The 12944-nt window shown below is 45.9% G+C and carries 15 protein-coding genes; 7 read left to right on the top strand and 8 right to left on the bottom strand.

Going from position 1 to position 12944, the window contains the following annotated elements; all coding sequences use genetic code 11:
- Positions 1 to 68: 68 nt before the first annotated feature.
- The 7 genes from LGS26_RS06760 to LGS26_RS06735 all read left to right on the top strand — a co-directional run bounded on the left by LGS26_RS06760 (position 69) and on the right by LGS26_RS06735 (position 3984).
- The gene (locus tag LGS26_RS06760; protein ID WP_237888133.1) at positions 69 to 401 is read left to right on the top strand and encodes an MTH1187 family thiamine-binding protein; all 333 of its coding nucleotides are present in this window, start codon (positions 69 to 71) and stop codon (positions 399 to 401) included.
- Positions 391 to 528 (top strand): CD1871A family CXXC motif-containing protein, encoded by a 138-nt coding sequence (locus tag LGS26_RS09795; RefSeq protein ID WP_407932008.1) that lies wholly within the window; start codon positions 391 to 393, stop codon positions 526 to 528. Before LGS26_RS06760 ends, LGS26_RS09795 begins: the two co-directional genes overlap by 11 nt.
- 272 nt (positions 529 to 800) lie before the next feature.
- Complete coding sequence (locus tag LGS26_RS06755) at positions 801 to 1433, top strand: 4Fe-4S binding protein (RefSeq protein ID WP_237888132.1); 633 nt, start codon at positions 801 to 803, stop codon at positions 1431 to 1433.
- On the top strand, positions 1430 to 2053 hold the full coding sequence (locus LGS26_RS06750) for an XTP/dITP diphosphatase (protein WP_237888131.1): 624 nt from the start codon (positions 1430 to 1432) through the stop codon (positions 2051 to 2053). The genes LGS26_RS06755 and LGS26_RS06750 overlap by 4 nt, the downstream gene beginning before the upstream one ends.
- 40 nt (positions 2054 to 2093) lie before the next feature.
- Positions 2094 to 2285: a hypothetical protein gene (locus LGS26_RS06745; protein WP_237888130.1), complete on the top strand. Its 192-nt coding sequence runs from the start codon at positions 2094 to 2096 to the stop codon at positions 2283 to 2285.
- Between the two features lie 18 nt (positions 2286 to 2303).
- On the top strand, positions 2304 to 2864 hold the full coding sequence (locus LGS26_RS06740) for a hypothetical protein (protein ID WP_237888129.1): 561 nt from the start codon (positions 2304 to 2306) through the stop codon (positions 2862 to 2864).
- A 37-nt stretch (positions 2865 to 2901) separates the two neighbouring features.
- Positions 2902 to 3984: a pyridoxal phosphate-dependent aminotransferase gene (locus tag LGS26_RS06735; RefSeq protein ID WP_237888128.1), complete on the top strand. Its 1083-nt coding sequence runs from the start codon at positions 2902 to 2904 to the stop codon at positions 3982 to 3984.
- On the opposite strand, the gene LGS26_RS06730 is transcribed toward LGS26_RS06735, so the two are convergent.
- The 8 genes from LGS26_RS06730 to xseB all read right to left on the bottom strand — a co-directional run bounded on the left by LGS26_RS06730 (position 3974) and on the right by xseB (position 12932).
- The gene (locus LGS26_RS06730; protein WP_237888127.1) at positions 3974 to 5404 is read right to left on the bottom strand and encodes an RtcB family protein; all 1431 of its coding nucleotides are present in this window, start codon (positions 5402 to 5404) and stop codon (positions 3974 to 3976) included. The genes LGS26_RS06735 and LGS26_RS06730 overlap by 11 nt on opposite strands.
- A gap of 18 nt (positions 5405 to 5422) precedes the next feature.
- Positions 5423 to 5857: an archease gene (locus LGS26_RS06725; RefSeq protein WP_237888126.1), complete on the bottom strand. Its 435-nt coding sequence runs from the start codon at positions 5855 to 5857 to the stop codon at positions 5423 to 5425.
- A 10-nt stretch (positions 5858 to 5867) separates the two neighbouring features.
- Entirely contained in the window at positions 5868 to 6098 is a 231-nt protein-coding gene (locus LGS26_RS09790) for a nicotinamide mononucleotide transporter (RefSeq protein WP_407932007.1), read from the bottom strand.
- A 387-nt stretch (positions 6099 to 6485) separates the two neighbouring features.
- Positions 6486 to 8921, bottom strand: a complete 2436-nt coding sequence (gene ppsA / locus LGS26_RS06720; RefSeq protein WP_237888125.1) for a phosphoenolpyruvate synthase — start codon at positions 8919 to 8921, stop codon at positions 6486 to 6488.
- Positions 8922 to 9070: 149 nt separating this feature from the next.
- Positions 9071 to 9910, bottom strand: a complete 840-nt coding sequence (locus LGS26_RS06715; protein ID WP_237888124.1) for a YkgJ family cysteine cluster protein — start codon at positions 9908 to 9910, stop codon at positions 9071 to 9073.
- Positions 9900 to 11792 carry a 1-deoxy-D-xylulose-5-phosphate synthase gene (gene dxs, locus LGS26_RS06710; RefSeq protein ID WP_237888123.1) on the bottom strand — a complete coding sequence of 631 codons (1893 nt, stop codon included), beginning with the start codon at positions 11790 to 11792 and terminating at the stop codon, positions 9900 to 9902. The genes LGS26_RS06715 and dxs overlap by 11 nt, the downstream gene beginning before the upstream one ends.
- A gap of 1 nt (position 11793) precedes the next feature.
- Entirely contained in the window at positions 11794 to 12690 is an 897-nt protein-coding gene (locus LGS26_RS06705; protein WP_330873275.1) for a polyprenyl synthetase family protein, read from the bottom strand.
- Positions 12687 to 12932 carry an exodeoxyribonuclease VII small subunit gene (gene xseB / locus LGS26_RS06700; protein ID WP_237888121.1) on the bottom strand — a complete coding sequence of 82 codons (246 nt, stop codon included), beginning with the start codon at positions 12930 to 12932 and terminating at the stop codon, positions 12687 to 12689. The genes LGS26_RS06705 and xseB overlap by 4 nt, the downstream gene beginning before the upstream one ends.
- Positions 12933 to 12944 lie beyond the last annotated feature (12 nt).

Genomic DNA, 12944 nt, shown 5'->3' with positions numbered 1-12944 from the left:
ATATAATATTTGGATTGCAGCGGCCGACTGCGATCCTTTTTTATTTGTTCATTATTTGGGGGTGGCATATGGCTATAATGGAGATAAGTGTAGTCCCTCTCGGGACAGGTTCCACAAGCTTTCACCGCTTTGTAGTCAAGATGCAGGAAGTCCTTGCAGGTCTCGGGCTTCCATATAAACTTACCGACATGGGGACACTTGTGGAAGGCGACATCGACACCCTTATGTCAACTGCAAAGATACTGCACAATGTACCGTTTTCCATGGGGGAAAAGCGGGTATATACCGCAATTAAAATAGACGACCGGCGCGATAAGGAAGTCCATCTTGGTCAAAAGACCAGCACCGTCAGGCAGTATCTTGCCGAAGAGGACAAGGGGGGACTAAAATATGATATTTAGATATACACCGTTAATCGCGCTTATAAGTTCGCTTGGCCTGATCGCCCTAGGTTTATGGTCCGGCGAGGCCCAGATTCTCTGGCAAAAGGCTGTGACCGTCTGTCTTAGCTGCATAGGCATTGGATAATGGAACGGCGAAGAAAGGTCTCGCAAATAATATCTACGTTAATAATCAATTCCAACTGGACCTTTTTGTGGAAAGGGCCCCCTATATTTCAAGGGTGGTCAAAAAGGATATGTTCACCAGGCCTTAACTGCTATTCATGCCCTGCAGCAATCACAGCTTGTCCGATCGGGGGGCTTCAGAATTTTCTTGCCAGCATACGTATAAACATAACCCCTGTAGGAATGCGTTTCGGCGCCTATGTATTAGGGACCCTTGCCCTAATAGGCAGCATAATGGGTAGATTACCATGTAGCTGGCTTTGCCCTTTCGGCCTTATTCAAGAACTCTTATATCGTATGCCTGTTCCAAAAATCTCTATGAAGAAATGGTTCAGGGCCGGACCATATATATTTTTAGGTCTCTTTGTAATCGTCCTTCCAATCCTTGTGGTCGATGCAACGGGTTATGGTTCAACATGGTTTTGTAAATATGTCTGTCCAGCAGGCACCCTTGAGGCCGGAATCCCGCTCCTGACCCTCAATTCAAATCTCAGGCGTGCCGCTGGCTGGCTTTTTGTAAACAAACTCGTTGTCCTTATTGCAATATCGGTTTGGTGTATGGTTACCATGCGGGCATTTTGTAGGGCGATATGCCCGCTCGGCGCTATCTATGGGCTTTTTAACAGGATCAGCTGGCTGCAACTCAATTTTGATCCTAGCCGATGCGTGGGCTGCAGGGCATGTAAAACTGCATGTCCTAGCGATATTTCGTTTTATAATGGCGAAGACAGTATAAATTCCACCGCATGTATAAGGTGTATGAGATGCCATTCTATCTGTCCTGTAAATGCAGTGTCGCTAAGTTTTGGCCCATGCCTCAAAACTCCGGACAAGGAGCAGGCTGGTATTGATATAAAGGCTCCATGAAAAAGCTTGTCATTGCATCTAGAAATAAAGGCAAGATCCGGGAAATCACGGCTATATTCTCTAGACCCGACATCAAGTTTCTTTGTCTTGATGATTTTCCCGACATCCCCGATATTGTGGAAAACGGATCAACCTTCGAAGAGAATGCCTTCATTAAGGCGCAAACCGTTGCGTTAGCCACCTGCCTCCCGGCGCTTGCCGACGACTCGGGCCTTGAAGTGGATTCGCTGGGAGGTGCTCCAGGGATATATTCCGCAAGGTTTGCAGGAGAAGGGGCTGGCGATGAAGAGAATAACAGAAGGCTCCTTGAGGAACTGAAGGCCATAGGAGACCACAAACGCACGGCGCGCTTCAGGTGTGTCGTGGTGTTGTACCATCCATCAGGCGCCTGGATGACAGGCGAAGGTGTATGTGAAGGCGTCATAGCTGAAACCCTAAGAGGGGCCAACGGATTCGGCTATGATCCGCTCTTTATCCCCTATGGCGGCGGCAACCGCACCATGGCGGAGATCGCAGACAAAGAAAAGAATGCCCTGAGTCACAGGGCAAAGGCCTTGCGGGACCTCATAAAGAAACTAAATGATGTTCCGCAATTTATCGGCACCACACCCCCATCATAGATGTGGGATGTCATCTTGCCGACGGCAAAGGACAATAAAGATGGGAAAGGATGGGAAGATAAAACTGAATACATATGACAAAGAAGAATGTCTCCGTCAGGCTGTTGAGATTACAAAGAATTATGCCCAATCGGGGGAAAATAAACATGGCCCGGTGGCCGAATTCTTGGAAAATGTATATAAAAAACTCTTGGAGCTTAAGGCAGACGTATTAAAAGATGAAATTCAATAAAAAAGAGGGGAGACCTGAATGATAGATACATCTAAATACATCCTATACAGCGGAGGGCTCAAAGGTGCTGAGACTGAATTTGGGATAAACGCCGAAAAATGGGGGCTCAGGGAGATCAATTTTTCATACAAAGGCCACCACATGGACAGGGTCAAAGACGTATGTATCCTTACGGACGAGGAGCTTAAACAGGGCGATATAAGCATGGCAATCGTATCCAGACATATGAACCGCACATATGCAGAGGCGGAAAAGATCCGTAAGGTCATCCAGTCGATCTTTCATATAGTAAATAAAGGACAACAGATATTCGCTGTAGGTTGGATACAACCAGACAATACAGTCAAGGGTGGGACAGGATGGGCAGTCGAGCTTGCAAAATTCTTCAATAAGCCAGTAAGTGTATTTGATCAGGACAAAAACAGCTGGTTTACCTGGAACGGCTCTGAATGGGTGCCTGACTTACCGATAATATCTTATAAAGAATTGGCTGGGACTGGCACAAGGTTTTTGACCGACAAAGGACGCGAGGCCATCCGGCAGCTCTTTGAACGCTCATTTGCCGGAAACCAAAAATAAGAAACAGTTTAGGTTTAATAAGGGTTTAAATTGACAAATGCTTTACGGACATGGAGGTGATATCTACGGGCTTGCAAGGTCACTTGGTGTATCACCAAAAGATATCAAGGACTTCAGCAGCAATGTGAGCCCATTACCCATACCGGCCGGCCTGAAGCAACGGCTGATTACAGGTCTTGAAGAGATAAGGGCGCTGCCGGAGGTTGATAGTTTTACTTTACGCGAGGCCCTTGCCAGACGCTATGGCCTCCCATCCCAAAATTTCCTCATCGGTAGCGGCACCACTGAGTGGATATACAGTCTTCCAAGGGTATCGGGGGCACGGCGGGCGCTAATCCCGCTCCCTACGTATTCAGACTACGCTGATGCGGCAAGAGCGGCGGGTTGTGAAGTAGAAACCCTTGGGCCATGGCCAGATGGCGACCAAAACGCAAACGTCGCTATACTGAACTCCATCACCAATAAGGCCAAATATGGCGACATCGTCTTTATCTGCAATCCCAACAACCCAACTGGACGTTTCATTCCTACAAATATTCTAATGGATGCAATAAAAATCGCCCAGGATACTTTATGGGTCATTGACGAATCATATGCACCATTTATAGGAAGGGATCAAGAAACATCACTTATTTCATTAAATCTACCATCTAACTTACTTATTCTCCGTTCTTTTTCAAAACTATATGGAATCCCTGGTTTGAGACTTGGATATGTGCTTGGGGCCTCAAATCTTATAAAAAAATTAGATTCCATGTCAAAACCATGGGCGGTAAACAGACTTGCTCAAATAGCAGGAGAATATCTGGTAAAGATGTCTTTTCATTATGAAGAGGATGTACGCGAATACTGTAAGGTTGAAAAACGCCGGTTTCTATCCAGAATAAAGGCGGAGATCCCGTTTTTAAAACCGCTGGAAGGTAGTACCCATTTTATTCTCTTTAAGATTACACCACCATGGATGGCCGCAACTATTACGGCGACATTAAAAAACAAACAAATTCTCGTAAGGGATTGCAGTAATTTTATGGGTCTCTCCGATGAATATCTAAGGATAAGCCTTAGATCAATGGAAGACAATGACTACCTGATAAACCAACTGAAAGAGCTCAACCCTTGATGCACGCCATCGGTTTCACCCGTGCAACTTTCCTTGCAAGCCCAGCCCTGTCTATGGCGTCTACAACCGCCGAAACGTCTTTATAGGCGTCAGGGGCCTCTTCCGCTGCACCTCTATAGCTTGCTGTACGGACTATTATGCCTTTGTCCGCAAGACGTTGAATCACATCTTTGCCTTTCCACCTTTTTAAGGCGGCATTTCTACTCATAGCACGGCCAGCGCCATGGCATGCCGAACCCCAAACAAGGGCCTCGCCTTTTTCTTGGCCAACCAATATATATGAATGTGTCCCCATCGTCCCGCCAATAAACACAGGCTGTCCGATCCCCCTAAATTTCTCGGGCAACTCCGTTCTCCCCGGTCCAAATGCCCTTGTCGCACCCTTTCTATGCACATATAGCCGCTTTATTTCCCCGTCCACATAATGATTTTCGATCTTGCAGGTGTTGTGGCTGACATCATAGAGAATCTTTACCTCAGGCCCTGAAAAGATATCATTAAAGACCTGGCGTACCAGATGGCCGATGACCTGGCGATTGGCAAGGGCGCAATTCACCCCGCAAGCCATTGCTTTGTAATATGCCTCGCCCTCAGAAGATCTTATGGGCGCGCATACAAGCTCCCTTTCTTTTATCGGTATATTATATTTTCTAGACGCCTGGCCGAGTATTTGGATGTAGTCAGTCCCGATTTGATGACCGAGCGCCCTGGAACCGCAGTGGATAGCCACCACAACATCGTTCTTTTTAAGACCCATAGCATCCGCTGAAGGTTGATGAAATATCTCCTCTATATATTGAATCTCAAGATAATGATTGCCGGAACCCAAGGTTCCAACCTGCCTGTATTGTCGTTTTTTTGCGGTTTCAGACACGCACGATGGATCGGCCCCTGTAATGCACCCATGCTCCTCGATATAATCGAGATCTTCGGGCACGCCATATCCCAGCTCTATCGCCCACCTTGCACCGCCGATAAGTACGTCATCCAATTTAGCAGGAGAAAGTCGTATCTTTCCCTCCGAACCAACCCCGGAAGGCACTGTTTCAAAGAGTTTATCTACCAAGGTCTTGATCTTAGGGGCAATCTCTTGCCGTGTAAGACCAGTGATCATAGTTCGCACACCGCAGGATATATCATAACCAACGCCACCTACCGAGATGATCCCATCTTGATCAGGATCAAATGCAGCCACACCGCCTATCGGGAAACCGTAACCCCAATGGGCATCAGGCATCGCTATCGCAGCCTTAACAATGCCAGGGAGACTGGCGACATTGGCGATTTGGTCATACACCTTCTCATCCATTTCTTCGATTAGGGCACGGTCAGCATAGATTATGGCCGGTACATGCATATCATCAAAGATAGGTATCTCCCACTGGCATTCATCCAACCGCTTCAGTCTATTGATATTCACGATAGGCCTCCAACAACTTTATACATCCACCACACACTGGGCTATCCAAAACCCGTCACGCTTATAAACTTTAAGTTCAGTAAAGGTTGCCCCCTTGACATCCACACCCCTTTCAAACCTATTAGTATCAAAAAATTCTCCAAAGGCGAGGGCAGACAGTCTGAAATTATCTAGGTCGAGATGGTTGATCTTAAAGTCCGAAAAGATACACCGATTTATGTCGGCCTCAGCTAAAAGTTGATTAATCCACGAGGTGAAAAGCGGCTCAAGATCAAAAGAAAAACATGAAATTTGATATATATTTACTGGTTTAATCGAACTAAAATTAATTACTATGATTGAAAAAAGGGCCTTTGCCCCATTTTCAAAAGCCTGTTCTAGCGTAGGCCCAATACCTCTTATTCCAATGTCGGCACCGTGCTCAAATGTCTCGAAGAGGGAGGTCCTTTCCATCAATTTCCCACTATATTCTATGCCACTTTTTATTTCCCCATTCTATCCAACCCCATGTTGAAAGAGCGGTAAATACAAGAAAGAGTACTGCCTGTGCATATATCCCATAATATAGATCAACAAATACCCATCCTATATTTGCGGCGGTATATACGGCGAAACCGGATCGCCTTTTTTTTATATTTAAAACTGCACCCAATATACTTAAACTAGCCAATCCCCAAGTGATAAAATTTTTCATTTTATTGAAATATTATTTTTAATAATTAATTGAATATATTATTTAATATTACCTAATCAGATCAACCATGTCCAGTAAGACACTCATAAGCTTTAGCTTTATAACAAATGAATAATATACTATGCTGATTTTATTATAAATTTTATTTAACATAATATATCTTATACGACATTAAATATATTAAGACTTTTTTCTACTATCCTGACAAGGGATCTATTGAGATCATACCCTACCAAATCAAAAAGATGTGATGGAGTTTTAAATCGCCCGCTGCGCCCTCTTGCCTTGCTTGATATCTCTTAGGTAGGTGAACTACGAGAAAGTCCGCCAATTAATAAACGAACAGACGTCGTCGCTAGTATTTTTTGTTTATATCGTTTGTATTGTTTATGGCATCATCCCAAGATCTTTTTCCTTTTTGGCGACCATGAGCCTGGTTTTTAAGGCAGTATCAGGAGTGAGGCTCATGGAATCTATGCCGCACTCCACAAGAAATTCTGCAAAATCAGGAAAGTCGCTTGGCGCCTGGCCGCAGATTCCAATCTTCCTCTTCGCCTTTTTAGCTGTTTGAATGACCTGTCTTACCAATCTCTTTACCGCCTCATTTCTTTCATCATATATATGCGAAACCAACTCTGAATCGCGGTCCAGTCCAAGGGTAAGCTGAGTCAAATCGTTTGAACCAATCGAGAATCCATCAAATACCTCGGCAAACTGGTCTGCAAGTATGACATTGCTGGGGATTTCGCACATAACATATACCTCAAGTCCATTTTCTCCCTGGCAAAGTCCATATTTTTTCATTACTTCTATGACCCTTTTACCTTCTTCGACAGTCCGACAGAATGGTATCATGACCTTTACGTTTGTAAGCCCCATTTCATCGCGGACCATCGCAAGGGCCTTGCATTCAAGGGCAAAGGCGGGCTCAAATGCCGGTGAATAGTAGCGCGATGCCCCTCTCCATCCTATCATCGGATTATGTTCGGTAGGCTCAAACAGAGAACCGCCAATCAGGTTTGCATATTCGTTGCTTTTGAAATCGGACAAGCGGACTATGACGTCGTTTGGCCAGAAACCAGCCGCAATCTTTGCGGTCCCCTGGGCAAGGGTATCTATAAAAAACCTGGTTTTATCTTCATATCCGATTGTCTTTGCATCAATAGACTTGATTATTTCCTTTATTTTTTCGTCTTTCCTGCTTTTCTTCTTTAATTCGTTATAGTTTAAAAGAGCGAGCGGATGTATCCCGATATGGGAATTGATAATGAATTCAAGCCGTGCGAGCCCTACACCGTCATTCGGCATCTGTCCCTGATCAAATGCCTGCTCAGGGATGCCGACATTCATCATGATCTTTGTCTTGGTCTTCGGGAGTTCCGTCAAATCAAACCGCTGGATCTCAAAATCAAGGATGCCTTCATATACCTTGCCTTGTTCGCCTTCTGCACATGAAACCGTCGCAAGTTTTACATCTTTCAATATCTCAGTCCCATTTTCTGTGCCAACTACACAGGGTATGCCGAGTTCACGTGAAATAATGGCGGCATGACATGTGCGCCCCCCTCTATTTGTGACAATTGCAGACGCTATCTTCATGATCGGCTCCCAGTCAGGGTCGGTCATATCCGTAACCAGTATCTGCCCGGCCTTGAATTTTGTAATATCATTTACGCTTTTAATGACGGTTATCTCACCCTTGCCTATCTTTGAACCTATAGCGTTTCCAGTCACAAGCAATTTCCCTTTTTCTTTAAGCACATAAGTCTCTATAAATTCGGTTTTTCTCTGAGAATGCACGGTCTCCGGTCTTGCCTGAACTATAAAGAGCTTTCCTGTGCCTACGGATGAACCGTCGCCGTCTTTTGCCCATTCTATATCCATAGCCTTACCATAGTGTTCTTCTATGGTGCATGCCCACCTGGCAAGCGTTAGGAGCTCGTCATCCGACAACACAAAACTATTCCTCTCACTTTTGGTTGTCGGTAGGTTACGAACAGGTGCTTTTGGATCATCCGTATAGACCATCTTTTTATGTTTGAGCCCAAGCTTTTTATGGATTATAGGCCGATAGCCTGCTTTAAGCGTAGGTTTGAAGACGTAAAATTCGTCAGGATTCACCGCCCCCTGAACGACATTTTCGCCAAGCCCAAAGGCGCCAGTTATATAAACAACCTTATCAAAACCACTTTCTGTATCCATAGTAAACATAACGCCTGAACTTGCGCTATCGCTTCTAATCATCTTTTGGACAGCTATAGAGAGATATACATCAAAATGTCCAAAACCTTTGTCGTGCCGATATGAAATAGCCCTATCAGTAAAAAGACTTGCAAAACATTTATGGCAGGCCTCGATCAAACGTTCAGGCCCTCTTATATTGAGATATGTCTCCTGCTGACCGGCAAAAGAGGCATCGGGAAGATCTTCGGCTGTAGCTGAAGACCGCACAGCGACATCCACGTTCGGTTGATTGTATGCCTTTTCAAGGGCACGATAGGCCTTTACGATCTCCGTCTCCAAGGCGGCAGGGAATTTAGCGCCCAGCACAATTTCTCTAACCGCCCTGCCTTTCTTTCTGAGATCAGCTATATTATGCGTATCCAGCCCATCCAAGGCATTGCGTATGGTCTGTTCGATGCCAGCGTCTTTAAGAAGATACTTATAGGCATCAGCGGTGATGGCAAAACCATTGGGGACATTTACACCTTTTGAACTAAGTCTCTGGTACATCTCGCCAAGAGATGCGTTCTTGCCGCCAACCAGGGGAACATCTTTTATCCCTATTTGATCAAACCACAATATCAAAGGCCCGTTACCCATAAAATGTACTCTCCTTTAAGCAAGTCTCTTTTATATCTAAAGTTGTCTTTATGATTATCCTGAATTTTAATTCATAAAAATTGTAGTCAATTAAAGATATTCTTGTCAACCATAAAACATGAATTCACTTTATAGAAAATAACATCATCTTATGCCTTGTTTTCTTTAAAAATGCAAGTCAAATTACAGAGTCTGGCATATGTGATGATCTCGGCCTTGAACTCCTTAACGTACGGGCAATCCCATATCGCAAGGAGCGCATCGCGCCTTAAATATCTCTCTGCAGCATCCTGGTGACGGCCCGAGAGCCTCTCTATTACGAACGGAAATATCTGCGGCTTTCTGCAGGCAACCGGTCTGCTAGAATATATATTGCAACTGCCTGAAGCATTGAGATGTGGACATGCCGCACCTCTTACCAATATTAAACTATACCCTGTGGCCCAATGATAGATGGCCGAAGGTCTTTTATAAAATGGGGCGCCATCTATTTCAAGTTCAGGCTCTGAATAAGCCGTTTTTGCACGCGACTTCATGGAATCAACAATCGGAAACCTGCTGAAGAGCGAAATCTCCTCGTCAAGAAGTGGTATCTCAAAAAATTCCTGTCTTGCCGATAAATCAGGCCCAGTACAGCACAAAACACAGCTACAGGGACCGCACAAGGCGGAATTTATGGCCTCGAGTTCATACTCAAGCACCCTCTGTTTTGTCAAAGAAATCATCGCATCGAACAAAGGAAGCTCTTTACCATCTTCATCTCTTATGTCAGGTAGGGTTATGTCTCGCCCCTTCTTGATCAAGGCCAGATTGTCAAAGACGCTGGCAATCGGTCTAATGAGCATAGATGGCTGTTTGTATATTATATCCAACAGTTTGAGATCGTCAGGAAGTTCTTGAATTAGATCTTCCAGCCCGCCATGAGGGCTAATCAGATATAATTGTGTTACAAACTCAAAAAGGGGCCAGAGGGGTTTTTTAAGGTCCATCAGCACCCCTGATGAGGGCCAAGGCCTCACCGGCTATTGTCTCCACATCGAGTCCAAGCACCTCTCTAAGTATCGCCTGTGTTCCATGCTCAATGAATCTATCAGGCAGGCCGAGCCTCACCACTTTTTTAGGCAAACAGCCAAGGTCGCTCAATCCTTCGAGAACGGCAGAACCGAACCCCCCCATAAGTGCATTCTCCTCAACCGTGATAAGTCTGCCATTTGTAAAGGATGAAACCCTGGCCAACAGTTCTTTGTCTAGAGGTTTTATGAAACGGGCGTTTACTATAGTTGCATTAAATCCATTCAATGCAAGCTTCTCCGCGGCAAGAAGGGCGGTTTTGACATGCTGTCCTACGGCAAGAATAGCGACGTCAGGGCCTTCTGAAAGCATTTCCCAACTGCCGATGGGTATTTCTTTTAACTCCCAATCCATGCTTACCCCAACGCCTTCCCCCCTCGGGTACCGAATAGCAGCAGGCCCATTGTGTTTGAATGCGGTAAACAACATGTGCTGAAGTTCGTTTTCATCCTTCGGTGACATGATGATGAGATTCGGAACCACCCTCAAAAAACTTATATCAAATGCACCATGGTGTGTTGGACCGTCGTCTCCTACGAGCCCACCTCTGTCTATTGCAAATACAACTGGCTGGGCGGTGAGGCACACATCATGAATGACCTGATCGTAGGCCCTTTGTAAAAAGGTCGAATAGATAGCGACAATCGGCCTTAATCCCTCAATAGCAAGGCCTGCTGCAAAGGTCACGGCATGTTGCTCTGCAATGCCAACGTCAAAAAAGCGCTCCGGGAACTCCCTTGCAAAGGCGCTGAGTCCGGTGCCTGACGGCATAGCTGCAGTTATGGCGACTATACGTTTATCATCTTTGGCCAACTTGATCAGTGTCTGGCCAAAGACAGAGGTATAGGTAGGAGGTACTGATTTTTTGGTCGTCTTTGGTTCACCCGTTGATATCTCAAACGGACCGACGCCATGAAAGTCCTCTGGGCGCCTTTCGGCCGGTGGATAACCCTTACCTTTCTTGGTAAGCACGTGCAGAAGGATTGGGCCGGGGATCTTACTTACATTCTGGAGCGTCTCTATCAATATTTCAAGGTTATGGCCGGGCAAAGGGCCGACATATTCAAACTGAAGGGCCTCAAAAAGCATACCTGGGGTAAAAAGACTCTTGAGGGAATCCTCGCTTTTTTTCAATAACGTCCATATCTGTTCACCAGTGCCGGAGCGTTTCAAAAAGGACTCTATCTCCATCTTGAGCCTAGATATCAGCTTGCCTGTGAGTTTTCTACTCAAAAAAGAGGAAAGCGCACCCACGTTCGGAGATATGGACATCTCATTGTCATTTAATATGACGATTATGTCCCTCCTCAGGTGACCTGCATTGTTCAAGGCCTCGAACGCAAGGCCGGCGGTCATTGAGCCATCTCCGATGACGGCTATCACCTTACCGGGCTCACCTTTGAGCCTTAGGGCGGTGGTCATTCCAAGTCCTGCCGAGATGGATGTGCTGCTGTGTCCTGTATCAAGGGAGTCATAAGGGCTCTCACTGCGTTTTGGAAAACCACTTATGCCTTTGAACTGTCGAAGTGTATGAAATTTACAAACCCTCCCGGTCAGAAGCTTGTGGGCATAGGCCTGATGTCCGACATCCCATATAACTCTGTCTTCGGGTGCGTTAAAAACATAGTGTATAGCTATAGCGAGCTCTACAACGCCAAGGCTTGGCGCCAAGTGCCCGCCTGTATTAGAGACAGTCTCTACGATCTTCTTGCGGATCTCGAGGGCAAGTTCATTCAATTCTTTTGGTTTGAGCCCTTTTATATCTTTTGGTGAATGGATGGTGTCAAGAAACCCGGGCATATCATCTATCCCTCTCGACCACATAGCGGGCTAAGGCCCGAAGCGGTTCGGCCTTTTCATCAAAATGGGCGATGGCTGACAACGCCTCGTCGAGCAGGATGGCAGCCTTTCTCTTTGCCTCGGCCATTCCAAATACGGCAGGATATGTGATCTTTTTCTTTTTTGCATCGGAACCTACAGGCTTTCCTATAATAGCCCTCTCGCCTTCAATATCAAGGATATCGTCTACAATTTGAAAGGCAAGGCCCAAGGCCGCCCCATATCTACTTAGCCACTCCACCTCCTCCCGGGTCCCTTCACCCAAGATCCCGCCAGCCTCAACAGACGCCTGGATCATGGCCCCTGTCTTATGGCTATGAATAAAGGACAACATACCTGGATCAGCGTCCCTGCCCTCAAGGAGTATATCGGCCGTCTGCCCGCCTACCATGCCGAATGGCCCAGCAGCCTTGGCAATGATAAAGATGGCCCTATTTGCACGCTCTGGCGGTATATGACCTATCAAATCTTTATTGCTCATGAGTTCAAAGGCAAAGGTCAATAAACCGTCTCCGGCAAGTATAGCCACCGCCTCTCCGAATACCTTATGACAGGTAGGTCGGCCCCTTCTGAGATCGTCATCATCCATAGAGGGAAGATCATCATGAATGAGCGAATATGTATGAATGCATTCAATTGCGCAGGCAAAAGGGATGAAATCCGCTGCATTGCCTCCGACCGCTTCAGCACCTGCGAGGAGCAGAATCGGGCGCAGCCTCTTTCCACCTGCCATCAAACTATAGCGCATAGCCTCGAAGACCGGTCCGGACAGGCCAGTCTCTATGGGCAGCAATCTCTCCAAAGCGGAATCTATCTTTGAGATTTGTTTCTTTAAATAAGTTTCAAGGCTGGCGTTCAAGACTTGTCCACCTCTTTATCTATATCTGAGGGCCTTATAACAATCCCGTCATCCCCTTTTGCAAGTTCATCTATCCTTCTTTCTATCGAATCGAGATATGTCGCACAGTACCTAGCAAGTTTTATCCCTTCTTCGTAGAGCTTCAAGGCGTCTTCAAGAGAAAGCCTTTCTGATTCAAGCTCACCGACAATCCCTTCGAGCCTTGACATGGCTGCCTCAAAACGCATTTTTTTACTAGACATAGCAGACCTCAG

This window comes from Dissulfurimicrobium hydrothermale (assembly GCF_022026155.1).
In the GTDB taxonomy this organism is placed as follows: domain Bacteria; phylum Desulfobacterota; class Dissulfuribacteria; order Dissulfuribacterales; family Sh68; genus Dissulfurimicrobium; species Dissulfurimicrobium hydrothermale.
This window is presented reverse-complemented; position numbering and strand designations above follow the sequence as displayed.

Bases quoted from the DNA above. Each gene is read 5' to 3' on its own strand.
- LGS26_RS06760 (WP_237888133.1), top strand. From the start codon at position 69: ATGGCTATAATGGAGATAAGTGTAGTCCCTCTCGGGACAGGTTCCACA.
- LGS26_RS09795 (WP_407932008.1), top strand. From the start codon at position 391: ATGATATTTAGATATACACCGTTAATCGCGCTTATAAGTTCGCTTGGC.
- LGS26_RS06755 (WP_237888132.1), top strand. From the start codon at position 801: ATGGGTAGATTACCATGTAGCTGGCTTTGCCCTTTCGGCCTTATTCAA.
- LGS26_RS06750 (WP_237888131.1), top strand. From the start codon at position 1,430: ATGAAAAAGCTTGTCATTGCATCTAGAAATAAAGGCAAGATCCGGGAA.
- LGS26_RS06745 (WP_237888130.1), top strand. From the start codon at position 2,094: ATGGGAAAGGATGGGAAGATAAAACTGAATACATATGACAAAGAAGAA.
- LGS26_RS06740 (WP_237888129.1), top strand. From the start codon at position 2,304: ATGATAGATACATCTAAATACATCCTATACAGCGGAGGGCTCAAAGGT.
- LGS26_RS06735 (WP_237888128.1), top strand. From the start codon at position 2,902: ATGCTTTACGGACATGGAGGTGATATCTACGGGCTTGCAAGGTCACTT.
- LGS26_RS06725 (WP_237888126.1), bottom strand. From the start codon at position 5,857: ATGGAAAGGACCTCCCTCTTCGAGACATTTGAGCACGGTGCCGACATT.
- LGS26_RS09790 (WP_407932007.1), bottom strand. From the start codon at position 6,098: ATGAAAAATTTTATCACTTGGGGATTGGCTAGTTTAAGTATATTGGGT.
- ppsA (WP_237888125.1), bottom strand. From the start codon at position 8,921: ATGGGTAACGGGCCTTTGATATTGTGGTTTGATCAAATAGGGATAAAA.
- LGS26_RS06715 (WP_237888124.1), bottom strand. From the start codon at position 9,910: ATGGACCTTAAAAAACCCCTCTGGCCCCTTTTTGAGTTTGTAACACAA.
- dxs (WP_237888123.1), bottom strand. From the start codon at position 11,792: ATGCCCGGGTTTCTTGACACCATCCATTCACCAAAAGATATAAAAGGG.
- xseB (WP_237888121.1), bottom strand. From the start codon at position 12,932: ATGTCTAGTAAAAAAATGCGTTTTGAGGCAGCCATGTCAAGGCTCGAA.